Source organism: Pseudomonas sp. FG36 (genome assembly GCF_057809275.1).
On record NZ_JBMDJQ010000025.1, the window covers coordinates 22,598 to 44,986 of the forward strand.

The window sequence follows — 22,389 nt, forward strand, 5'->3', positions numbered from 1 at the left end:
TCATGTCCACCACCGCGCATACCGAACTGCTTGCCGCCAACACCGAGCTGCTCGACCTGGACGTTGGCAAACCCGTGCGCTGGGGCCTGTGGCTGGTGCTCGCCGGCTTCGGCGGTTTTCTCCTGTGGGCCTGGCTGGCGCCGCTGGACGCCGGCGTGGTCGCCACCGGCACGGTCAAGGTCACCAGCAACCGCAAAGCCGTGCAGCACCTGAGCGGCGGCACCGTGGAGGCGATTCTCGTGCACGAAGGCGAGCGGGTCGGCAAAGGCCAGCCGCTGGTGCGCCTGGATGCCCTGCATGCCGTGGCCGAACATGGCGCGGTCAGCGCCCAGTACATCGTCAGCAAGACCGTGGAGAACCGCCTGGAGGCCGAGCGTGATGGGCGCGACACAGTCATCTTCGCCCCCGAACTGCTCAGGCAATACGCAGGTGACCCGCGCCTGCTGGCGGCCATGGACCTGCAACAGCACCTGCTCGATACGCGCCGCGCCGGGCTCGCCGGGGAGATAAGCATCCTCGAGGAAAACCTCGCCGCTTCGGCGGTGCAGCTCAAGGGCCTGCAGCAGGTGTACGGCGCCCGCGCCTCGCAGATCGGCTTCCTCGGCCAGGAGCTGCAAGGCACGCGCATGCTCGCGGCCGAAGGCTACGTGCCGCGCAACCGCTTGCTGGAGCTCGAGCGCAGCAATGCCGACCTCTCCGCCGGCCAGGCGGAGAACCTCAACAACATCGCCCGGGTGCGCAGCCAGGTCACCGAGCTCAAGCTGCGCGTCCTGCAACGTCGCCACGACTACCTCAAGGAAGTGCAGTCGCAGCTGACCGACACCGCCAAGGAGAGCACCACCCTGGCCGACCGTTTGCGCGCCCTGGACGACGAGGTGACTCACACGGTCATCCGCGCGCCCATCGACGGCATGGTCCAGGCCCTGGGCATCGCCACCGTTGGCGGGGTGGTGCAGCCCGGCGCGCGGATCATGGAGGTGGTCCCGCTCGACGAGCCGCTGCAGGTCGATGCGATGATCCCGGTGCAGGCCATCGACAAGATGACCCCGGGGCTGGCCGTGGACATCGCCTTCCCCGCCTTCAACCACGCCAGCACGCCGAACATTCCCGGGCGCGTGCTGACCGTCTCCGCCGACCGCCTGCTCGACGAAGAGAGCAAGCAGCCGTTCTACCTGGCCCAGGTGGAGGTCACGGCCGATGGCATGGCCTTGCTCGGCAGCAACCACATCCGCCCCGGCATGCCCGCCACCGTCACCATCAAGACTGGCGAGCGCAACCTGCTGAGCTACCTGCTCAAACCCCTGCTCGAACGCGTCGACGCCGCGTTCAAGGAGCAATGAGATGAACCGCCACTGCCTTGGCCTGTGCCTGCTGGCGCTGGCGTTGGCGTTGCCGGCCGGCGCCATGGACCTGAGGCAAGCCTGGGACCTGCTGCAGTACCAGGGGCCGATCTACCGCGCCGCGGTGCATGAACAGCAGGCTGGCCTGGAGAACCGCGCCATCGGCCAGGCCGGCCTGCTACCGCAGGTCAACGCATCGGCCTACGCCAACCGCATCGACGGCAGCCAGCGCCAGCACGGCATCGACAATGACCTCGACTACGACTCCACCGGCGCCAACCTGCGCCTGCGTCAGCCGTTGTTCAACAAGCAGAAGATGGCCGAGTACCGCCAGGGCCAGCAACGCGCCGACTACAGCGTCGCTGTGTTCGATGCCAAGAGCCAGGACGCCGCCGTGCGCCTGGCCGACAGCTACTTCGACGTGCTCCTGGCCAGCGAGACCATCACCCTGGCCCGCGCCAAGCTCGCCTCCTTCGAGGAACAGCTCACCTCGGCCCGGCGGCGCATGCAGCTGGGTGCCGGCACCGTCACCGATATCGACGAGTCCCTGGCCCGCCGCGACCTTGCCGAAGCCCAGTTGATCGAGGCCCAGGACGACCTGGCCAATGCCAGCCGCAAGCTGGCCGAATACATCGGCGAGACACCGGCGTCGCTGACCACCCTGCAAACAGACTTCGCCACCCCGCCGCTGCTGCCGGACAACCTGCGCGACTGGCTGGCCCGGGCCCAGGCCGACAGCCCATTGATCCATGCGCGCCAGCACAGCTACGCGCTGGCCGAGGAAGAGTTCAAGCGTGCCAAGGCCGGTCACTGGCCAACCCTGGACTTCGTCGCCGGCTACACCGCCGGCAAGAGCCAGTCGATATCCGAGCTCAACCAGCGCAACCACTACAGCTCGATCGGCCTGGAGCTGAACATCCCGCTGTACAGCGGTGGCGGTGTCAGCGCCCTGAGCCGCCAGGCCAGCGCCAACAGCGCCAAGGCCCTGGACGAGCTCGACGCCACACGCCAGGAAGTCATCACCGGCACCACCCGCGAGTTCCGCGGCGTGCAGAGCGGTGCCCTGCGCGTGCACGCGCTGGAGCGAGCGGTCGCCTCCAACGAACGCTCGCTGCTCTCGGCGCGCAAGGGCTTCAGCACGGGCGGCACCAGCACCAATGCCGATGTGCTCAACGCCGAGGAGCTGCTGTTCGTGGCACGGCATGACCTGTTCGAGGCCAAGCTGCATTACCTGATGTCACGGCTGCGTCTGGCGTCTTCGGTGGGCAGCCTGGGGGATGACGACATCGACCAGATCAACCGCTACCTGGGGCCGGAGTTGTTGGTGAACAACTAGGTTGGGATAGAGCCCCGCGACATCTGCCCACAGTTTGGCGATACTGCGCAGCCCTCATCCATGAAAAGGACTTCGCTGATGAAGCGACTGCTTACCCTCGCCCTCCTCACCCTGGCCATCGCCGGCTGCGACAAGGCCGAACAGACCGCCGCGGTGTCTGGCCAATGCGCCAAGGACACCGACTGCAAAGGTGAGCGCATCTGTGAAAGTGGACAGTGCATCAACCCCCAGCCGCAACCCGCGCTGCTGGCCAAACCGGCCACCGCGCCGCTGGCGCCGAGCATCGCCTACGAGCCGCTGCCAGTCGGCGACGAAGGCGCCGGGCCGTTCACCGTGCAAGGCATGGAGCTGGGCACTGCACTGAACTACCAGTCCCGGGCGGGCGTGATGAACGTCATGGAGGCCGTCGTCGCCGATGCCGAAAGCACCGGCTACGTCGCCATCGAAAAGGCCTATACGTTCGGCCCCAACCGCTATGTACTCGTGGTGTCCACGGGCGAAGGCGGCAATGCCTGCCCGGCGTCGACCTATGTCTTTAGCTTCGATACCAGCGGTGAGTACGTGGACGGCAAGGCCGAAGTGGACGGCTGTTCGGAAATGGTCGAAAGCATGGCCGAGGGCAACAAGCTGACCATCAAGAAGGACGGCGCCGCGACCGTGGTGTACAACGGCCAGGTTAAGTAAGTGACTGGTGCGCGCGGCGCCTTGCAGGTCCCGGCAACACGCTCCTCAGCCCCTGAAACAGGCGGACTCAGGCCGGCACCATATTGACCCAGAACCCCAGCACCCGCTGGACCCGGACTGGCAGCACTTCGCTCAGCAGCGTCAGGCTGTCGTCCGGCTGGTCGAGGGACAAGGATCTGCTGACCTGCAATCCCGCGACCCGCGGGTCGCACCTGAGCACGCCGGGACGATAGTTGTCGAGTTCCTCCAGCACCTCGGCCAGGGGCATGCGCTCGGCCACCAGGTGCCCGTGGGTCCAGGCTCCGGCCCCATCCGGCAGCGCGGCTCTCGGGGTGCTGCCCTTGTCGCCGAACAGTTGCTGCCAACCGCCTTCCAGTACCACCGGCGCTGCCGAACCACGCGCGACCGACGCCACGCCATCGAGCATCTGCACCAGGGTGGCGCCGGCCTGTTGCTGAACGATCAAGCGTGCCGCCTGCCCCGGCAGAATGCGTACCTGCGCAGTTCGCAGGCTGACTCCTGCGCCCTGCGTCACCTCCAGCAACACCCGTCCACGTTGCAAGGTCACGGCGCGGCCAACGCTGTCGAGCGCGCTGCGGCTGTCCAGTAGCACTGAGAGCCCCGACGCCAGCCGCCAGCCACGTCGTTGCCCGGTGCCAGTGGCGCAATCGCTGAACAGGGTTGGCAGCGCGCCGCACTGGCTCACGCCATAGCCACTGGCGAGGAGCGCACCGCCCACGCTCAGTCCGCCGAGCAGTGCCCGCCGCGATACCTTCGCCCCGCCACTCCAGGTGCCCAGCGGCTCGGCGTGATTGTTCTGGATCAGGTCCAGTGCCGGCTCGCGGTTGGTTGAAGACATACGACGACTCTCTGGGGAGGGCGAAAGGCGCTTATGATAATTCTTATCATTTACTTTCTACCAGTTGCTTCAGCCCACTCCATAGGCAGGCCTTTCAAAACGCGCCTGCTGCAGACACCTGGAGAGCAAGCCCGGGGCACGCGCCGCTCCAGAACTTTTTCCATTTTGCCGGTCTATTGGGTGAGTGCGTTCCACGGTTGTTCCAACAGCTACCGAACACACGTTCAACTGCCAATCAGAGGTTGTCTTCACTCATGAAAATCCCTGCTCCATACATGCTGCTCGTTGGCCTGTTCGCACTGGCGACCGCAGGCTCGGCAACCGCCGCAGCGATGAAGACTTCGACACCTCCCTCCCATACCCTCGACCTGGCGGACCGCAAGGCCACTGAAACCCCTTGGCCAAGCCTGGCAAGCGCGCCATCGGCACCGCTGCTGGCCCATGACGACCGCTATCGCCACGACGAGCGCTGGCATGACCACCGCGACGACTGGCGCCGGGAGCAGTGGCGCCGCGAGCAATGGCGCCGGGAGCAGCACCGCCGGGCAATGGAGCGGCAACGCTACTGGGACCGCCACCATGATCGCGCCCTGCACCATCGCTATGACGATGACCGCCGCTACTATCGCCGCTGAACAGTCCCACGCATTTCCACCCACAGCGTCACGAAGCTTACAACCATGGCCTATCAGACATGGCCACGTTGCAACAAACGTAGGAGCGGATTCATCCGCGATGCGCCGCGCGGGCGGCGCTCAATCTCGCAGGCGCCGCAACACTCTCGTCGAACCCCAGGAAAAATGGCAATCTAAAGCCCGCAGTGGACCATCAACAGGATGTTCAAGGGAGTCATATCTTCATGGCAGCAATGGATCGCGTTTTTCATGACCTTCACCAGCAAGGGCTGTTGCTGCTGGCCAATGTGTCGGACGCCGGCGGTGCACGCCTGGTCGAACGCCAGGGCAGCAAGGCAGTTGCCACCAGCAGCGCCGCCGTGGCCTGGTCCCATGGTTACCAGGATGGCGACAAGCTGCCCCTGGCGCTGCTGGCCGGCACCGTCGAGTCGATGGCAAGGGTACTCAACGTGCCGCTGACCGTGGATATCGAAGGCGGCTACTCGGACGCTCCCGAACAGGTCGCCAAGGTCATCGACACCGTCATCGCCGCCGGCGCGGTGGGCATCAACATCGAGGACGGCACGCAGCCCCCCGAACAGCTCCTGCGCAAGCTCGACGCCGCCAGAAACGCCGCCAGCCAGCGCGGGGTCGACCTCTTCATCAACGTGCGCAGCGATGTCTACCTGAAGAACCTGCTGCCCGCCGAGCAACGCCTCGAAGAGCTCCTGCGTCGCGCCACGCAGTATGCCGTCGGCGGCGCGAACGGGCTGTTCGCCGCCGGCGTGGTCGAGCCCGGCGAGATCGCCACGCTGTGCCGGGAGGTGACGCTGCCGGTCAACCTGCTCTGGCGCGCAGGCTTGCCCGGCCCTGCCGAACTGCAACGGCTTGGCGTTCGCCGCCTGAGCGCCGGTTCGAGCATCGCCGAGTTTCTCTACGGTGCCATGAGCGGCCTCACCCAGCGCTTCCTGCAAAGTGGGCAGCTCGACACCAGTGGGTTGAAGGCCCACAGCTATGCAGAACTCAACGCTCTGATGGCACCTTCTGAACGGTAGGGAAAGCCTGTGCCTGCTGAAAAGCACCTGACCCTTATTGGTTCGTGGTGGGCTGGTCAAGGCCTTGCTCTACCTGGACGGCAGCGGATGCCCTAAAAGGCAGAGCAAGCGCTCCACCACCGTGGGCTGATCACCTTCGGCCCACTGGACGATTAGCCGGAATCGCCCTAGCATCGGCGCCCCCATGGCCTCACTCACGGACGATCATGCCCCCCGCCGCCCGCCTGCTTGCCCTGTTCGCCCTGTCCACCCTGGTCAGCGCCTGCAGTCTCAATGGTACCTATATCGACAGCGCCCGCCCGGATGCCGCCAAGCTGCGTTACATCTCGGGCAATGGCAGCGCCACCCTCGACCTGTTTGACAGCGCGCGCTGTGAAGCCCGGACCACCGGCATGCTCAACAACCTGTTCGTGCCCGACTCTCGCCGGCGGGCCGACATGAGCGTGCCGCCGCCAGCAAACAGCAATAGCTACTACGAGATCCGCCTCGAACCCGGCCAGCCGGTACATGTTCGCGCCAACACCCAGGGCGCCACCACGGTCTGCTCGGCCTCGTTCACCCTGACACCACAGGCAGGCTCCGAGTATGAACTGAGCTTCGACCAGTCACCTGGCTACTGCCAGGCGGCACTGGTGCGTCTGCAACGGGTCGAGGGCAAGGACCTGCGCCAGCCCTATCCGATGATCGACACCATCCCAAGCGCCTGCCGGGGTACCTCAGCGTTGTTCCCGAAACAACCCACACCGCTGCCCGATACCCCTCGGCGCACCGCGTTGATCGATAGCATCATCCACGACAGCGTCACCCCGGAGATGGAGCAACTGACCACGTTGCGCACTGCCGTCGCCATCCCTCGTCAAACCTCTCCCGAAGCCCAGGTAGCAGCACGCAAGCGGGAACTGGGCCTCGATCTGCCAGAGGCCTACTGGCAGCAGTACCAGCAGAATCTGCAGAGGCTCGCCGAGGCGCTCGCCAACCTCAAGGCACGTACGCTAGAGCGCTACGACGCCGACAGCCGCGCCTACCTGCGTAGCGTGCGCGACGAGCAGCTACAGGTCTGGGCCGGTGGCAACAACGACGCAGGCCTGCGCAGCAAGGCCCAGCGCATGCGCGACATGGCGTACTACTACAACTATGTCCTGCAAGAGACGGTCGCGCAGATCAGCCTCGAACACTTGCGCAGCATGGCTGAACTGGATCAACGCGAAGGGGTTTGCAAGCGCTTCGCCGGATGCTGGAGACTGTAGTCACTCACACGAGCGGAAGTCTGCCCCATGCAAGTGATCGCCGCCCCCTCGAACCTCGGCCTCAGCCCCCTGAGGCCCGGCCACCAACCCGGTACCTGGCGAGCCCCCTCAGCCCTGCTTGCAGCTGGTCTGCTACGGGCGATCAAGGCCAGCACAGTGAGGCATCTGCCGCGCCCAGCCTACTCAGCCGAGGCGCAGCCCGGCACCCGCCTGCGCAATGGCCACGCCCTGCGCGCATTCAACCTCGCCCTGGCGGACAGGGTGCGCGCCGCCACGCTGCAGGACGAATTCGCATTGGTCCTCGGCGGAGACTGCTCCATCCTGCTCGGCGCACTGGCCGGTGCGCGCCACGCAGGCCCGCTGTCGCTCCTCCACATCGACGGGCACAGCGACTTCCGCCACCCCGGCAACTACGACCCGGCACAGAGCCTGGGCGCCGTCGCAGGCATGGACCTGGCCCTGGCGACCGGCCGTGGCGAGGCGCTGGCGACCGACTGGCCCGGCATAACCAGCCCGCTCGTCGCCGATGCCCAGGTTATCCAGCTGGGAGAGCGCGAGAACCGTGACCATGACTTCGCCTGGCCCGACATAAACCATACGGCCATCAACCGGATCGACGTGTTCGAGGCGCTTGCCATCGGCCCGGACGCAGTCATCGCACGGATCCGCGACACGCTCGCTCAGGTGCCTGACCAGGGGCTCTGGATACACCTCGACGTCGATGTGCTGGACCAGGCGATCATGCCCGCGGTCGACAGCCCCGGCTCACCGGGCATCGCACCCGACGACCTGGCGAAAATCCTCATCCCGTTCGTGGCGGATCGACGCTGCCGGGGCATGACGGTGACCGTCTTCGACCCTGACCTGGACCCCGACGGGCGCTGCGCGGCGACGATCGTCGAGCTGCTGGGGCGATTGCCGTTCCCACCGAGCACGACCGATTGAAGCAGCCGCCATTTTGCTTGCGTACCGGTAGTGCCCCGCCCCCGACCCTGTGTATGCTGCTCGGGCGCGGCAAGCGGCCCACGGCGGCTTGCAGGACATCGCGCGGCCGCCCTGCGTGATCGGACCATGACCGGGCTACCCGTATCGGACACCCCCGCCCTATGCCCGTCGACCTGCAAGCGCTCTACCCCAGGCTGATCCACCTGATGCTGGACACCGTGTTCGTGGTCGACCGGGACGACACCATAGTGTTCGTGAGCGATGCCTGCAAGGCCTTGCTCGGCTACCGCGCCGACGAGCTCACCGGCACCCCGATCACCCGCTACATGCACCCGGACGACCTGGAGGCCACCCGCGCCTCGATCGTCCAGGTGATGAACGGCAACGCCCATTTCGACTTTCGCAACCGCTATATCCGTAAGGATGGCGAGGTGGTCCATATCCTCTGGGCGGCGTTCTGGTCCGACGAAGTGGGGGCGCGGATCGGTGTGGCCCGCAACATCACCGCCCTCACCCAGGCCGAGCAGGAACTGCGCTTCCTCGCCCATCACGACCCGCTGACCAAGCTGACCAACCGCTCGCTGTTCAACGACCGCCTCGCCACGGCCCTGCGCATGGCTCGCCAGCAGCACCGGCAGCTGGCCTTGCTGTTTCTCGACGTCAATGATTTCAAGGGCATCAACGATGTGCATGGCCATGCCGCCGGCGACCGCGTGCTGTGCACCATCGCCCACCGGCTGCAGGACAGCGTGCAGGCGGCGGACACCGTGGCGCGGATCGGCGGCGACGAGTTCATCGTGCTGCTGACCGACGTGCCCTCGGAGGATGCCGTGTACGAGATGGTCGAGCAGATCGCCAGGGTCATGGAGCAACCGCTCGGCGCCGAGTTCGGCGAGGTCAGGATGCCCTCCTGCAGCATCGGCGTGGCCTGCTACCCCAGCGATGGCGAGGATGCCGACACCTTGCTCAGCCACGCCGATGGCCAGATGTACCTCAAGAAACGGCGGCGCGTACGCGTGGGGTGAGCCGACCTCATCGCGGGGCAAGCCCGCTCCCACGCGTTCGGGTAATGGTCCGAGCGATTGCTCAGCCCTTCCAAGCCTCCACCACCACCCGCGTGGCTGCCGCGATCGTCTCGCTGTTCCAGGGCGCATCCGCCTTGGCTCCACGGCTGAACACCACCACGATCCACGGCGCCCGGCCTTTGGGCCAGATGACCGCGACATCGTTGGCTACACCGTAGTCACCCGACCCGGTCTTGTCGCCCACCACCCAATCCTTCGGCACGCCGGCGCGGATGCGGGCATCGCCCGTGGTGTTGCCCTTGAGCCAATCCTGCAGCTGTTGGCGCTCGGCAGCAGCCAGGCCGTCGCCCAGCAACAGGCGCTGCAGAGTCACGCCCATGGCCAGGGGCGTGGTGGTGTCACGCGGGTCGCCCGGCAAGGCGGTATTGAGCGTCGGTTCGTTGCGGTCGAGGCGGAACGTCGGGTCACCCAGGCTGCGGGCAAACGCCGTAAGCCCCGGTGGGCCACCGACCAGCTCGAGCAACAGGTTGCCGGCGGTGTTGTCGCTGTACTGCACCGCGGCGGCGCAGAGCCCGGCGACGGTCATGCCGGCGCCGACGTGCTTTTCGGTGACCGGGGAATACACCACCAGCTGTTCGGCGCCGTAGGCGATATGCCGCTCCAGCAAGCCCGGCTCGGCCTGGCTGCGGTGCAGGATGGCGCCGGCGAGGACGGCCTTGAAGGTGCTGCAGAACGCGAAGCGCTCCTCGGCGCGCCAGGCCAGTTGCTGGCCGCTGCCGGTGTCCAGGGCCCACAGGCCGATCGTGCTGCCCGTTGTGGCCTCCAGTTGCTGCAATGCTTTGCGCAGCGGGTCATCCGCCCAGGTTGGCAGGGCCAGCAGGGCCGAGCAGCCGAGCGCGCCCTGGAGCACGCGACGGCGGCTGAGGGTGGGAGTCATACGGGTATTCCTTACGGCAATGAGCAAAACGCGAAGGCTAGAACGTTTTAGCATGCGCGCCAAGCAGAGGATGCGCCCAGGGCTGCCTGCGCGGCGCATGGCACGCGCTTCTCCCTTGACCGCGCCAGGACAATTCTTTTCGCGCCACCGCCCTGGCCACCCTTGCGCTGACCGGCAAAAGGCAGGACAGTAACCGGGTATTCCCGCAAAGAAACGGAGATTCGCCTTGACTACCGATCGCCTGAGCCTGCTCCAGTTCGAGCATCTCAGCCTGAAACCCGCCGCCGCCAGCCAGTTCGCCCTTTCGTTGAAGGAGCTTGAACAGCTGACCCTCCCCGAGCGCTACGCCTTCCGCGCAGCCCACTACCTGGGCGACCTGGCCGAAGCGGAGAACAGCCAGCAACTGGCGGTCGCCAAGGACCAGGGCATCGGCTTCACCCAGGGCCTGCTCACCGCCGCGGCAATCGAAGACGCACTGGCGAAAAGACTGATCGAGGTCTTCAATAACGCCAGCGAACGCGCCCACAAGCTGTTGCCTCAGTAATGCCTTCAAGAGCCCGGCGCCATGCCGGGCTCTGCCCTGCCCCGATCCTGTACTAGGCTCTGTACGAAAAGTCTTGAGACGCAGGTCAGGCAAGGCGAAAACAGCCGAGGAACGCCCGGGGTCGCGCCCGACTGTACTGGAGTACATGAGCATTCCGAGGCTGTTTTCAACGCAGCATGAACAAGTATCAAGGCTTTTCGTACAGAGCCTACCAGCTTCTGCGTCTCGCCTGGCACAGCCCAAGGAGTCCACATGCCCCTGGTACGCATCGACATCAAGCGCCACCCCGACCCGACTCACCTGCACACGCTTGGCCAGATCGTCTACGCCTGCCTGCGGCGCACGATCAATGTCCCCGAGCACGACAACTTCCAGGTCCTGACCGAGCACGACGGTGATCGCCTGGTGTTCGACCCGCAGTACCTGGGCATCCAGCGCTCCGACGGCCAGGTATTCATCCAGATCACCCTCAGCGAAGGCCGCACCCTGGAGCAGAAGAAGGCGCTGTACCAGGCGATCGCCGAAGGTTTCGAACGCGAGGCCGGGGTCCGCCCGCAGGACGTGTTCATCAACCTGGTCGAAGTGCGCAAGGAGAACTGGTCGTTCGGCAACGGTATCGCCCAGTACGCGCTCTGAGATAGAACGGGCACTGGCGACCAACAGCTGGCCCAACAACTGACCTCACCGCGCAGCAAGAGCGTCCTGCTTTGGCATGAGAAACCGGGCGAACAATTCGGATTGTGACCTGACATTCAACTTGGCATAGAGGTTACGCCGATGCACCTTGATGGTCTCGACCGAGAGCGCCAGCTTGCCGGCCACTTCCTTGTTGGAGAAGCCACTCAACAGCAACCTGAGCACATCGCTCTCGCGCGAGGTGATCTGCGTGGCTAGCTGCGCAACCGTTTCCGGCCATGACAGTGGCTCGGCAAGGTGTTCGTTCGCGTCGACTTCAAAGGCCATGCGCTGGTGCATGAGCGCAGTCACCCAGGGCTTGATGATATCGAGCAGGGTAATTTGTTCCTGGCTGAAACGGACCTTGCTGCCTATGGACATGCACAATGTTCTATCGGGGTCGAGCTGGACGTTGTATTGGACTTCATCCGCCGAAATATAATGAGCGAAATACTGTTGATAGTATTCAGTCTCGACGAAGTATTCAGGTGCTATGTCCAGTAAATGAAAGAAGCCACTCTGCGGGTTTTCCCGATTGGCGATATAAAACGGGTCCAGCAGGTAAAGCCCCTTCACATAGCGATGAATGAACGCATCGACCTCCTGCGCATCGGCCACTTCAGGAAGAGCCACCACGTCCACCTGCTGTTGGCTGAAGATCAGCACCACCCAGTTGTCGATCTGCACGTACTCATTCAATACCCGCACCAACGAACTCCAGAACGCGGGGCGGTCCAGTTGCATGATCAGCTTGCCGATCGAACGGTGCCACGCCAGGCCATGAAGGTCGAACGGCATTTTCTACCCCTTTTGGGTTAGGAATTAGCAGGTCAGCGCTACGTAATCGGAGGTATTTACTATCCGGGCCTGCCCGGTATAGTCGCTGTCTGGGCTCAGGACGGGCCAGAAGATACATCGTTTCGATAAGGATGTTGCATGAGAACGTCACGTTTGCGAACCCTTTTTGCCACCTCGCTGCTCGGTGCGGCAATCAGCACCTCGGTGGCCGCGGCCCAGCCCGGCATGCACCTGTACAACTGGTTCGGGCTGCTCGCGCCAGAGACCCCCAAGGCCTTCGAACAGGCAACCGGCACGCGGATGCGCATGGATGCGTTCGACAGCGCCGACATCATGCAAAGCAAGGTAATGGCCGGGCGCACGGGGTATGACGTGGTCGTGGCCACCTCCAACGTATTGCCCAGCCTGATCCAGGCGGGCGTGCTGCAGCCCTTGGACCGTGAGCAACTGAGCAACCTGGCGCATATCGACCCTGCGCTGCTGGCCCAGGTCGCGGTCAATGACCCTGGCAATCGTTACGCGGTGCCCTACCTGTGGGGTACCACCGGCATCGGCTATGACGTCGACAAGGTCAAAGCGGCATTGGGTGAACAGGCGCCGGTGGACAGCTGGGACCTGATCTTCAAGGAAGAGAACATCAGCAAGCTGCAATCCTGCGGCGTGGCGATGCTCGATTCCCCGAGCGAGATCATCTCGATTGCCTTGCATTACCTGGGGCTGCCCAGCAACAGCAAGAACCCGGACGACTACCAGAAAGCCCAGACGCTGCTGCTGAAGATACGCCCCTACGTCCTCTATTTCGATTCCTCGCGAATCGACACCGATCTGGCTGACGGCAATATCTGCGCGGTTGTCGGTTGGGCCAATGGCGCCCTTGCGGCACAGGCCCTGAACGAAAAGACCAACACCGGGCGCCGGATTTCCTACAGCCTGCCGCGCGAGGGCGCGCTGGTCTGGTCGGAGAACCTGGTACTGCTCAAAGACGCCCCTCACCCCAAGGAGGGCATGGCGTTCATCAACTACATGCTGCGGCCAGAAGTCATTGCCAAGACCTCGAACCACACGCTGTACCCCAACGCCAACAAAGACGCCACCGAGTTTGTCGAGCAGAAACTGCGCGACAATCCCTGGATCTACCCGGACGCCACGACGATATCCACGCTGATCCCACTCGAGCCACTGCCGTTGAAACTGGAGCGGATCCGCACCCGGGTCTGGACCAAAGTGAAAAGCGGTGTGTGATCTGAAGTAATCGGGTGTCTGCTACCCCATGCCAGCCCTTGATCGTGTCCATTGGCGTGCAGCGCGCTGCGCGCCAATGCCTGTTGCTCAATTGAGTCCGACCTTGAAAAGAGAACAGTGGATGTCCAGCCCAGCCCAGCAAACTCGATTCAGTTTGACGATCGACGGTATCGATCACGCTTTCCACGTGCTCGCATTCAATGGGGAGGAAGCGCTCGGCAGGCCGTACTTCTTCAATGTGGAGCTGATCGCCGAGCGGGCTGACCTGGATCTCGAATGCCTTTTCGACCGTGAGGCTTTCCTCTCCTTCGACAACAATGGCAACGGCATTCATGGCCGGGTCTACCACATCGCTCAAAGCGGTAATACACAAGAGTCGAAGCGCTACAGCATGACCCTGGTACCGCACCTGTCCTACTTGCGCCACCGCATCAACCAGAGAATCTATGAACAGTTCTCGGTACCGAACATTGTTGCCTTGATCCTGGAGGAGCACGGGATCGTCGGCGACGCTTATCGGTTTCATCTAGGCTCGACCTACCCCGAGCGCGACTACTGCACCCAATACGACGAAACGGATTTGCACTTCATTCAGCGCCTGTGCGAGGAAGAAGGCATCCACTTCCATTTCCAGCACAGTGCCCAGGGCCATGTGCTGGTGTTCGGTGATGACCAGGCGGTGTTCCCCAGGCTGGGGCAACCTGCCGCCTGCAACCAGGACGGCGACAATCCGCTCGATTTTCGTGGCCTGGCGGATCATCAAGCTGAAGGGCAAAGTGACCAGACCCATTTGGCTAGTGGCCATGTGCTGGACATTTGCGGGCATCCGCGCCAGGCGTGGAACGCCCCGTGGCTCCTGACGCGGGTCATTCACCAGGGCAGGCAACCACGGATAGCCGCTGAGCCCGGCGCCACTGACCAGGCGGATGACGTTGCTCAGGGATACCGCAACCACTTCATGGCTGTTCCCTGGGATACGTCGTACCGTCAGCCGTTGACTCACCGCAAACCTGAGCTACCCGGCAACCAGACCGCTGTCGTCATCGCGGTGGAAGACGAGATGTCCCAGCGTGACCGGCGCCTGGCAAAGATACAGGTCAAGTTCCCTTGGGACCGCGAAGACTGGTTCGACGACAAGAGCAGTTGCTGGCTGAGCGCGTCCTCCAGTTGGAGCTGTGCGAGCACACCGCCGCACACGGGCATGGAAGTCATGGTCACCTTTGTGGAAAACGACCCCGATCAACCGCTGATCAGCGGTTGCCTGTGTTGCCGCTGACCGCACGCCCTGCCCGCGCCAGCGACGATTGGTGTACCGTTGCCACGCCGAACCGATGTTCAGCCCCTCCCCTGATCGATGGAGCCCGCTCGATGGCCAACGCGCCGTTCTTTCCCCTGCAGCCCCTGGCGGACGAACTGCTGCCCTGCCTGCCCGGCGCCTGTACCGACGGCTCCCACGACCTCGCCCATGTGCAACGGGTGTGGAGCAACGTCCGGCGCATCCAGGCCAAGGAAGGTGGCGACCTTGAAGTGCTGCTTGCCGCCACCGTGCTACACGACTGCGTGGCGGTGGAGAAGAACTCGCCTCTGCGTAGTCAGGCCTCGACACTGTCGGCCGAGCGGGCCGCCGCGATCCTCACCGACATGGGCTGGCCATCGGCACGCGTCGAACAAACGGCCCATGCGGTGCAGACCCACAGTTTCTCGGCGGGCATCGCGCCGCTGAGCCTGGAGGCGAAGATCCTCCAGGACAGCGACCGCCTCGATGCCCTCGGCGCGGTGGGCGTCGCCCGTTGTTTCTATGTCGCAGGCCGCATGGGCTCGTCACTGTACGACTTCGAGAATCCCACTGCCGAAGGGCGGGACCACCAGGACAACCGGTACGCCATCGAGCATTTCCACACCAAGCTGCTAAAGCTCGCCTCAGGGTTCCAGACTGTCGAAGGGGCTCGGCTGGCGACGCTCCGGCATGAACGGCTGGCGTCGTTCCTGGACGACTTCATGGATGAGATCGGCGTAGCCTGAGCTCGTCTCAGGTCGCCGGCACCTGCAACCCGGTCTTCACATTGCTCATCGACACCAGCGTCTTGAAGCGCTTCACATTGTTGCTCTGGAAGAATAGCTCCCGCGTCAACTGGGTGTACTGCGCCATGTCCCGCACCAGCATGATCAGCACGAAGTCGCATGCCCCCGCCACGTAATAGCACTGCTGCACCTGCGGGCAGGCCATGAACGTGCGTTTCATGGCGTCGAGCAGGTCAAGACGCTCATTCTCCACCTCCACTTCGGTGATCACCGTCAGCGTGTAACCCAGCGCCAGCGGGTCGACCTGGGCCACGGTGCGCTGGATCACGCCGTCTTGGGTGAGTTTCTTCAGCCGGCGGTTAACCGCTGCCGACGACAGGTTCACCTGCACGCCAAGGTCGATCTGGGAAGTGCTGGCATCACGCTGCACGGCGTCGAGCAGTGCGCGGTCGAAGGAGTCAAGGCTCATGTAGGTGGGGTCCTGTCAGGCGTATGCGACTGCAATGAGATTACGCTTTTGGCCTGAAAATCAAACTTTCAGTTCACCACAAGCAAATATCATTTCGCCCACACCGCATGAATGAGGCCCTGGAGAACCGCATGAGCAAACTGCACCTGAACGGCCCGAAACTGCTGGAACAGATCCGTGCACTGGGCGACATCGGCGCCGATGCGCAAAACGGAGGCCGCACGCGTATCGCCCTCACCGACGCCGACAAGGCCGGCCGCGACCAACTGGTTGCCTGGATGCGCGAGCTCGAACTGGAAGTCGCTATCGACCGCATCGGCAATATCTTCGGCACGCTGCGCGCCCCCGACGATGCCGCACCGCTGATGATCGGCTCGCATATCGACAGTGTCACCAATGCCGGTGCCCTGGACGGCTGCTACGGCGTACTGGCCGGGCTGGCGGTACAGCGGGCCTACCGCGAGGCCGGCGTGACGCCCGCACGCTCGATTACCGTGGCGGCCTTCAGCAACGAGGAAGGCGTGCGCTACCAGCCGGACATGATGGGCTCGCTGGTGCATGCCGGCGGGCTCGCGCTGCAGGCGGCGCTGGACACTCTCGGTACCGATGGCACACGCCTGGGTGACGAGCTGCAACGCATCGGCTACGCCGGCGACATGGAACCTGGCGCGATCATGCCCCACGAGTACCTCGAGCTGCATATCGAACAGGGGCCGCTACTGGAAGCCGAGCACACGCAGATCGGGGTGGTCGAGAACCTGCAAGGGATCTCCTGGCAGCAGGTGACGGTAACAGGCAACGCCAACCACGCCGGCACCACCCCGACCCGCTTGCGCCATGACGCAGGCTTCGTCGCCTGCGCCGCGGTCACCGAGCTGCGGCGCCTGGCCCGGGACAGCGGCACGACACTGGCGACCACCGGCTGCATGCGTTTCGAGCCCGACGTGATCAACGTGATCCCACGCCGCGCCACCTTTACTGTCGACCTGCGCGACCCGGACGAACAGCGCCTGCAACAGGCCGAGGCGCACCTGGCGCGGATACTCCGAGCGCTTGCCGAAGCCGAAGGGGTCGCCCTCGAAACCGAGCAGTTGGTGCGTTTCCAGCCGGTGACATTCGACGCCACGCTGGCCAACGCCATCGAGGCCAGCGCCCGGCGCCTGGGACTGAGCCATCGGCGCATGACCTCCGGCGCCGGGCACGACGCGCAGATGATCGCGCGTATCGCCCCGGCGGCGATGATCTTCGTGCCCAGCCAGGGCGGTATCAGCCACAACCCCCGCGAGCATACCGACGACGCCCAGTTGCTCGATGGCGCGCGAGTGTTGCTGGACGTGGTCACCACACGGCTGAACCCCACACGCTGATCCCCGCCTTGTTGCTCTGCCTATTGGAGAATCACATGCTTTTCGCCAACCCCAACGCCACCCGCACGCCCTACCCTCGCGCCCTGCAAGCCCTGATGAACATCCGCCAGGCAAACGAGAGCCGCCAATGGCTGGCGCACTGGCCGCAACTGCGTGCCACGGGCACGCCACTCTACGACCTGCCTGACCTGGCCGCCAAACTGGGTGTCGGCCAGGTGCGGGTCAAGGACGAATCGGTGCGCTCCCCCCTGGGCAGTTTCAAGGCATTGGGGGCGCCCATCGCCCTGGTGCGCCTGATCCTGCGCACCTTCCCCGGGCACGGTTTCACCGCCGCCGACCTGTTCGCCGGCCGGCACGCCAGCCAGCTGGCCGGTTTCAGCGTGGTCAGCGCCACCGACGGCAACCATGGCCGCGCCCTGGCCGCCGCCGCGCAGAGCGTGGGATGTCGCTGCGTCATCGTCCTGCACGCCCACGTCAGCGTGGAGCGCGAACAGGCCATTGCCGCCTACGGCGCGCAGATCGTAAGGGTCGAGGGCAACTACGACGCCTCGGTGGCGCACGCCGCGGCCTTGGCCCAGGCCCACGGCTGGCAGGTGGTTTCAGACACGTCCTACGATGGCTACGAACAGATCCCCGGCGATGTGATGCAGGGTTACGGAACCCTCGTCGCCGAGCTGGTCGAGGCCAGTGGACAAGATCCGGCCTTCACCCATGTGTTCCTGCAAGGAGGCGTGGGTGGCTTGGCGGCGGGCATCGTCAGCTACTTCTGGGAGCTGATGGGTGAACAACGCCCGACTTTCATCGTGGTCGAACCCGAGCAGGCCGACTGCCTGCTGCAAAGCGCCATGGCCGGCCAGCCCCGTGCCGCCAGCGGCTCGGTGGACTCGTTGATGGCCGGGCTGGCTTGCGGGGAAACCTCACCGCTGGCATGGCGGTTCCTGCAGCCGAGTGTCGACTTCTTCATGACCCTGGATGACAGCGATGCCATCGCGGCGATGCGCCGCCTGGCGCAAGGCAGTGCCCGGGACATTCCGTTGCTGGCGGGTGAGTCGGCGGTTGCCGGGCTGGCAGGGTTGGCGCGGTTGATGGCGGTGCCTGCGCTGGCGGCCCAGGTAGGCCTCGGGCGCGATTCGAGGGTATTGCTGATCAGCACCGAAGGGGCCACCGCGCCAGCCCTGTATACCGAGTTGGTGGGGGAAACGCCGGCATCGGTGCTGGCCAGGCAACGGGCGTGGCGCTGAATCAGGATACCCTCTGTGGAAATTCGCTTTACCTGTCTATAACTTCAGGGTTCATCATCGCCCCATTGCATGAGGGGAAGACAGGTGTATCGCATTTCCGAACTGGCGGCGAAGGTGGGACTCAGCCGCTCCACGCTGCTCTACTACGAAAAACTCGGGCTGGTCACCTCACGGCGCCAGGCCAATGGTTATCGCCTCTACCATGAGCAGGACCTGCAGCAGTTGCGCCTGTTGCAACAACTGCAGGCCGGCGGCCTGAGCCTGAAGGAATGCCAGGCGTGTCTGGAGGCGCGACTCGACCGGCCGGCCCTGCTCGAACGCCTGCGCAGCCTCGACGAGGAGATTGCCGCCCGGCAGCGCTCGCGTGAACTGCTCGCGGCCATGCTTGGGTTGTCGTCCATGCGTCCCTGGCACCAGGCCCTCGAGCAGCAGGCGCCCGGCGCCCACCTGGCGTGGTTGCGCAGGCAAGGCTTCAGTGAAAAACAGGCCCTGCGCCTGAAATGGCTATCGCGCGACATGAACCAGCACGAACACTACATGGCCGACTTCGAACGCATTGTCGAAGGCCTCAAGCACCTTGGGCCAGGCTCGGCGCAGGATTCGCTGAAAGCGTTGCGCGCCCTGCCCCGCCCGCCCGCGACATTGCTGGACATCGGCTGCGGCCGTGGCGCCACCAGCGTGCTGTTGGCCGAACATAGTGCGGCGCAGATCACCGCGCTGGACAACGACGAACACAGCCTCGGCTGCCTGCGGGAAACCCTGACCGCCAGAGGCCTGCAGGAGCGCGTCACGCCGCTGTGCGCAAGCATGACCCACCTGCCATTCGCCCCCCAGCGCTTCGACACAATCTGGGCCGAGGGCTGCGCCTACATCATGGGCTTCGACAACGCCCTGGCGTACTGGCGCACCTTCATCAAACCCCAGGGTTGCCTGGTGGTCAGCGACCTGGTGCGAGTGGCCGACAGGCTAGCGCCAACGGCCGAGGCCTTCTGGCAAGCCGCCTACCCGGACCTGCAAAGCGTCGACACCCGCCTGGCCGCCATCACCCGCCAAGGCTATCGCTGCCTGCTGCACTTCCCTCTGAGCGCGCAGGCCTGGACCAACTATCTGGAGCCGCTGCGCGAACGCGTGGCCGCCCTGGCAAACGACACGTTCGCCTCCCAGGCCCTGGCCGACATCCGGCGCGAACTCGAGATCCATCAAAACCACCTGGGCGAGTACGGGTATCATCTGTTCATCATGCAGACACGCTGAACCCGCCCCAGGACATGGAGTCACCATGAACATCGAAAAACTGCAGAACCGCCTGGACTTCCTGCGCCAGGCCGAACAACTCAAGAGCGTGCTGCGCAGCGCCCATACCTCCAGCGGCCGTGCCGAAAGCACCGCCGAGCACACCTGGCGGCTGTGCCTGATGGCCATCACCTTCGCCGACGAACTGGGCGACCTCGACCTGCTCAAGGTCCTGAAGATGTGCCTGGTCCACGACCTCGGCGAGGCCATCAGCGGCGACGTGCCCGCCGTCAGCAAGCAGGGCTTCCCCGACAAGAGCCAGCAGGAGCGCGACGACCTGCTGCAATTGATGGCGAGCCTGGATGCGCCCCTGCGCGAGGAGATCATGGGGCTGTGGGAAGACTATGAAGCCGCGACGTCCGCCGAGGCCCAGGCGGTCAAGGCCCTCGACAAGCTGGAAACCCTGCTGCAGCACAACCAGGGCCGCAACCCACCGGGCTTCGACTACGCCTTCAACCTCAACTACGGCAAGCGCTACACCGCCGCCACACCGCTGTTCGAGGCCCTGCGCGGCCTGATCGACGCCGACACGCGCAGGCACCTGGACAATGGCATCGCCCTGCGCGACGAACGCCCCGAAGACATCGACGCCATCGGCCAATTGACCGAAGCCGCCTTCGCCGACGCCGAGCACAGCAGCCACACCGAGCAGTTCATCGTCACGGCGCTGCGCCGGGCGGGGCAGCTCACTGTCTCGCTGGTGGCCGTGGAAGCCGGCACCGTCGTCGGCCATGTGGCGATTTCCCCGGTCACCCTGGCGTCGGGCGCCAGCGGCTGGTTCGGCCTCGGGCCGGTGTCGGTGTCGCCGGCGCGCCAGGGGCAAGGCATCGGCTCGGCGCTGATCAATGCCGCGCTGGCCCGGCTGCATGGGCTGGGAGGCCAGGGCTGCGTGGTGCTGGGCGACCCGCGCTACTACGCCCGCTTCGGCTTCAAGGCCCAGCCGGGCCTGACCTTGCCGGGCGTGCCTGCCGAGTACTTCCAGGCGCTGGCCTTCGCTGGGGACGTACCGCAAGGCGACGTGCACTACCACGCCGCGTTCGGGGCCAGCGAATAGACCTGACCGCTTCACGGCCAAACCGTGGGCCTGGCCCCGTTGCCAGGCCCACTGCAAATCAACAATAATGCGATAAATTCCCATTTAAGAATTCATCCATGTCGGCCGAGTCTCCTGCCCTGCCCAATGCTGTCGGTACCCTCTACGCCCAGCACAGCGCTTGGCTGCGCGGCTGGCTGCGCAAGCGCATGGGCAACCATTGCGATGCCGCCGACCTGGCGCAGGACACCTTCGTCAAGCTGATCAAGGCCCGCACCGCGCTGGAGATCCGCGAACCGCGCCAATACCTGAGCACCGTGGCCAAGGGGCTGATGATCGACCTGCTGCGTCGGCGCTCGCTGGAGCAGGCCTACCTCGACACCCTGGCCAGCCTGCCCGAAGCCCAGGCCCCCAGCGCCGAGACCCAGGCCATCCTGTTCGAAGCCCTGGTGGAACTCGACCGGCTGTTGCTGGGGCTGGGCGCACGGGTGCGCCAGGTCTTCATCCTGTCCCAGCTCGAAGGCCTCACCTATGCCCAGATTGCCGAGCAGTTGGGGGTTTCCCTGCGCACGGTGAACGGCCACATGGCCAAGGCCATGGAACATATCTGCCTGCTGCAATGGGACGCCAGCGAGTGACGCCGACATCTGCCCAACGCGAGGCGATTCGCGCCGCCGCACGCTGGTACGCACGGCTGGCGTCAGGCACGGCGGACGCGCACGAACAGGCGCGCTGGCAGCAATGGCACGACAGCGATCCCTTGCATCAACTGGCCTGGCAGCGCATGCAGGCAGTCAGCGACAGCCTTGGCCGCGTACCAGGCCAACTGGCCGCCTCGACCCTGCTGGCGGCCGGGCAATCGCGACGTCAGGTGCTCTACGGGCTGGCCTGCCTGCTGGGTGGAGGGACGCTGGCGACCCTGGGTTGGCGCAGCGACCTGGGCCTGGCCCTGAGGGCCAGCCACCACACGGCCGTGGGCGAGCGCCGCACCTTCACCCTGCCTGACGGCAGCCAGTTGACTCTCGACACCGACAGCGCGGTCGACGTGCGCTTCGATAAGCGCCAGCGCCTGCTGATGCTGCATCGCGGCCAGCTGGCCGTCAGCACCGGCAGCGACCCGGCCGCTCGCCCCTTCCTGGTCGATACCCGTTTCGGCCAGGTGCTGGCATTGGGCACCCGCTTCACCGTCAGCGCGCTCGACCAGGGCAGTGAAGTGGCGGTACTGGAAAAGGCGGTGCAGGTCTCCGCAGGCGCCAGTCGGCCGCTACGCCTGGAAGCCGGCCAGCGGGTCGCCTTCGGCGCGACGGGCATCAGCCAGGTACGCGACAACGATGCCTCGGTCGGTGCCTGGCAGGATGGCAGCCTGATCGCCATCGAGCAGCCGCTGGGCGAGTTGATCGCCCAGCTGTCGCGCTACCGCCCCGGTGTGCTGCAGTGCGATCCGGCCGTGGCCAACCTGAAGATCTCCGGCGCTTTTCCGATCAGCGATACCGACCTGGCCCTCGCAGCCCTGCAAAGCGCCTTTGCCGTCGATGTGCGGCGACGCACCCGGTACTGGGTGACGGTAACCGCGCGCGGTTGATTTTTTTGCCAACGCTTGCACTTTCCTGCGCGCTCGTTCGGCCCTTCCTTCCATCTGACACACTCAAGCATCTGGGGAAGG

Annotated in this window: 23 protein-coding genes and 1 pseudogene; 20 read left to right on the top strand and 4 right to left on the bottom strand. The window is 65.0% G+C overall.

What is annotated here, in order from left to right:
• Nucleotides 1-2: 2 nt before the first annotated feature.
• The 3 genes from ACODS9_RS18605 (at nucleotide 3) to ACODS9_RS18615 (ending at nucleotide 3,360) form a co-directional block, all read left to right on the top strand.
• Nucleotides 3-1,340: an HlyD family type I secretion periplasmic adaptor subunit gene (locus tag ACODS9_RS18605; protein ID WP_489094461.1), complete on the top strand. Its 1,338-nt coding sequence runs from the start codon at nucleotides 3-5 to the stop codon at nucleotides 1,338-1,340.
• 1 nt (nucleotide 1,341) lies between these two features.
• Nucleotides 1,342-2,676: a TolC family outer membrane protein gene (locus ACODS9_RS18610; RefSeq protein WP_489094462.1), complete on the top strand. Its 1,335-nt coding sequence runs from the start codon at nucleotides 1,342-1,344 to the stop codon at nucleotides 2,674-2,676.
• Between the two features lie 78 nt (nucleotides 2,677-2,754).
• Entirely contained in the window at nucleotides 2,755-3,360 is a 606-nt protein-coding gene (locus ACODS9_RS18615) for a hypothetical protein (protein ID WP_367856509.1), read from the top strand.
• Nucleotides 3,361-3,427: 67 nt separating this feature from the next.
• On the opposite strand, the gene ACODS9_RS18620 is transcribed toward ACODS9_RS18615, so the two are convergent.
• Entirely contained in the window at nucleotides 3,428-4,219 is a 792-nt protein-coding gene (locus tag ACODS9_RS18620) for a FecR family protein (protein WP_489094463.1), read from the bottom strand.
• 254 nt (nucleotides 4,220-4,473) lie between these two features.
• On the opposite strand from ACODS9_RS18620, the gene ACODS9_RS18625 reads away from it, so the two are divergent.
• From ACODS9_RS18625 to ACODS9_RS18645, 5 genes are all read left to right on the top strand, one after another.
• A complete protein-coding gene (locus tag ACODS9_RS18625) occupies nucleotides 4,474-4,854 on the top strand; it encodes a hypothetical protein (protein ID WP_198755186.1) in 381 nt (126 codons plus the stop codon).
• 224 nt (nucleotides 4,855-5,078) lie between these two features.
• Nucleotides 5,079-5,888: an isocitrate lyase/PEP mutase family protein gene (locus tag ACODS9_RS18630; RefSeq protein WP_489094464.1), complete on the top strand. Its 810-nt coding sequence runs from the start codon at nucleotides 5,079-5,081 to the stop codon at nucleotides 5,886-5,888.
• Nucleotides 5,889-6,094: 206 nt separating this feature from the next.
• Nucleotides 6,095-7,135 carry a hypothetical protein gene (locus ACODS9_RS18635; protein ID WP_489094465.1) on the top strand — a complete coding sequence of 347 codons (1,041 nt, stop codon included), beginning with the start codon at nucleotides 6,095-6,097 and terminating at the stop codon, nucleotides 7,133-7,135.
• Between the two features lie 27 nt (nucleotides 7,136-7,162).
• Complete coding sequence (locus ACODS9_RS18640; protein WP_489094466.1) at nucleotides 7,163-8,080, top strand: arginase family protein; 918 nt, start codon at nucleotides 7,163-7,165, stop codon at nucleotides 8,078-8,080.
• 161 nt (nucleotides 8,081-8,241) lie between these two features.
• Nucleotides 8,242-9,105 carry a diguanylate cyclase domain-containing protein gene (locus ACODS9_RS18645; protein WP_489094467.1) on the top strand — a complete coding sequence of 288 codons (864 nt, stop codon included), beginning with the start codon at nucleotides 8,242-8,244 and terminating at the stop codon, nucleotides 9,103-9,105.
• A gap of 61 nt (nucleotides 9,106-9,166) precedes the next feature.
• Here the strand turns inward: ACODS9_RS18645 and bla are convergent, their stop codons facing one another.
• On the bottom strand, nucleotides 9,167-10,042 hold the full coding sequence (bla, locus tag ACODS9_RS18650) for a class A beta-lactamase (RefSeq protein WP_489094468.1): 876 nt from the start codon (nucleotides 10,040-10,042) through the stop codon (nucleotides 9,167-9,169).
• A gap of 226 nt (nucleotides 10,043-10,268) precedes the next feature.
• Between bla and ACODS9_RS18655 the strand changes: the two genes are divergently transcribed.
• Together ACODS9_RS18655 and ACODS9_RS18660 are read left to right on the top strand one after the other, a co-directional pair.
• On the top strand, nucleotides 10,269-10,586 hold the full coding sequence (locus tag ACODS9_RS18655) for a hypothetical protein (protein WP_046856247.1): 318 nt from the start codon (nucleotides 10,269-10,271) through the stop codon (nucleotides 10,584-10,586).
• Nucleotides 10,587-10,838: 252 nt separating this feature from the next.
• Entirely contained in the window at nucleotides 10,839-11,222 is a 384-nt protein-coding gene (locus ACODS9_RS18660; RefSeq protein WP_489094469.1) for a tautomerase family protein, read from the top strand.
• 45 nt (nucleotides 11,223-11,267) lie between these two features.
• On the opposite strand, the gene ACODS9_RS18665 is transcribed toward ACODS9_RS18660, so the two are convergent.
• Entirely contained in the window at nucleotides 11,268-12,059 is a 792-nt protein-coding gene (locus ACODS9_RS18665; protein ID WP_401105919.1) for a response regulator transcription factor, read from the bottom strand.
• Nucleotides 12,060-12,197: 138 nt separating this feature from the next.
• On the opposite strand from ACODS9_RS18665, the gene ACODS9_RS18670 reads away from it, so the two are divergent.
• The 3 genes from ACODS9_RS18670 to ACODS9_RS18680 all read left to right on the top strand — a co-directional run bounded on the left by ACODS9_RS18670 (nucleotide 12,198) and on the right by ACODS9_RS18680 (nucleotide 15,323).
• Nucleotides 12,198-13,301 carry a polyamine ABC transporter substrate-binding protein gene (locus tag ACODS9_RS18670; RefSeq protein ID WP_489094470.1) on the top strand — a complete coding sequence of 368 codons (1,104 nt, stop codon included), beginning with the start codon at nucleotides 12,198-12,200 and terminating at the stop codon, nucleotides 13,299-13,301.
• A gap of 121 nt (nucleotides 13,302-13,422) precedes the next feature.
• Nucleotides 13,423-14,577, top strand: coding sequence for a type VI secretion system tip protein TssI/VgrG (gene tssI, locus ACODS9_RS18675; RefSeq protein WP_489094471.1), 1,155 nt, complete (start codon nucleotides 13,423-13,425; stop codon nucleotides 14,575-14,577).
• A gap of 92 nt (nucleotides 14,578-14,669) precedes the next feature.
• Complete coding sequence (locus tag ACODS9_RS18680) at nucleotides 14,670-15,323, top strand: HD domain-containing protein (protein ID WP_401105915.1); 654 nt, start codon at nucleotides 14,670-14,672, stop codon at nucleotides 15,321-15,323.
• A gap of 7 nt (nucleotides 15,324-15,330) precedes the next feature.
• Here ACODS9_RS18680 and ACODS9_RS18685 read toward each other — a convergent pair whose 3' ends face one another.
• Nucleotides 15,331-15,792, bottom strand: a complete 462-nt coding sequence (locus tag ACODS9_RS18685; RefSeq protein ID WP_489094472.1) for an Lrp/AsnC family transcriptional regulator — start codon at nucleotides 15,790-15,792, stop codon at nucleotides 15,331-15,333.
• 131 nt (nucleotides 15,793-15,923) lie between these two features.
• On the opposite strand from ACODS9_RS18685, the gene ACODS9_RS18690 reads away from it, so the two are divergent.
• The 7 genes and pseudogenes from ACODS9_RS18690 (at nucleotide 15,924) to ACODS9_RS18720 (ending at nucleotide 22,308) form a co-directional block, all read left to right on the top strand.
• Entirely contained in the window at nucleotides 15,924-17,159 is a 1,236-nt protein-coding gene (locus tag ACODS9_RS18690) for a Zn-dependent hydrolase (RefSeq protein WP_489094473.1), read from the top strand.
• 35 nt (nucleotides 17,160-17,194) lie between these two features.
• Entirely contained in the window at nucleotides 17,195-18,400 is a 1,206-nt protein-coding gene (locus ACODS9_RS18695; RefSeq protein WP_489094474.1) for a diaminopropionate ammonia-lyase, read from the top strand.
• Nucleotides 18,401-18,484: 84 nt separating this feature from the next.
• Nucleotides 18,485-19,654, top strand: coding sequence for a MerR family transcriptional regulator (locus ACODS9_RS18700; RefSeq protein WP_489094475.1), 1,170 nt, complete (start codon nucleotides 18,485-18,487; stop codon nucleotides 19,652-19,654).
• A gap of 25 nt (nucleotides 19,655-19,679) precedes the next feature.
• Nucleotides 19,680-20,237 (top strand): annotated as a pseudogene (locus ACODS9_RS18705) (HD domain-containing protein); the annotation flags it as partial.
• Nucleotides 20,238-20,246: 9 nt separating this feature from the next.
• Nucleotides 20,247-20,747: a GNAT family N-acetyltransferase gene (locus tag ACODS9_RS18710; RefSeq protein WP_489094493.1), complete on the top strand. Its 501-nt coding sequence runs from the start codon at nucleotides 20,247-20,249 to the stop codon at nucleotides 20,745-20,747.
• A gap of 98 nt (nucleotides 20,748-20,845) precedes the next feature.
• On the top strand, nucleotides 20,846-21,364 hold the full coding sequence (locus ACODS9_RS18715) for a sigma-70 family RNA polymerase sigma factor (RefSeq protein ID WP_489094476.1): 519 nt from the start codon (nucleotides 20,846-20,848) through the stop codon (nucleotides 21,362-21,364).
• Entirely contained in the window at nucleotides 21,361-22,308 is a 948-nt protein-coding gene (locus ACODS9_RS18720; protein WP_401105907.1) for a FecR domain-containing protein, read from the top strand. The genes ACODS9_RS18715 and ACODS9_RS18720 overlap by 4 nt, the downstream gene beginning before the upstream one ends.
• Nucleotides 22,309-22,389: the final 81 nt, after the last annotated feature.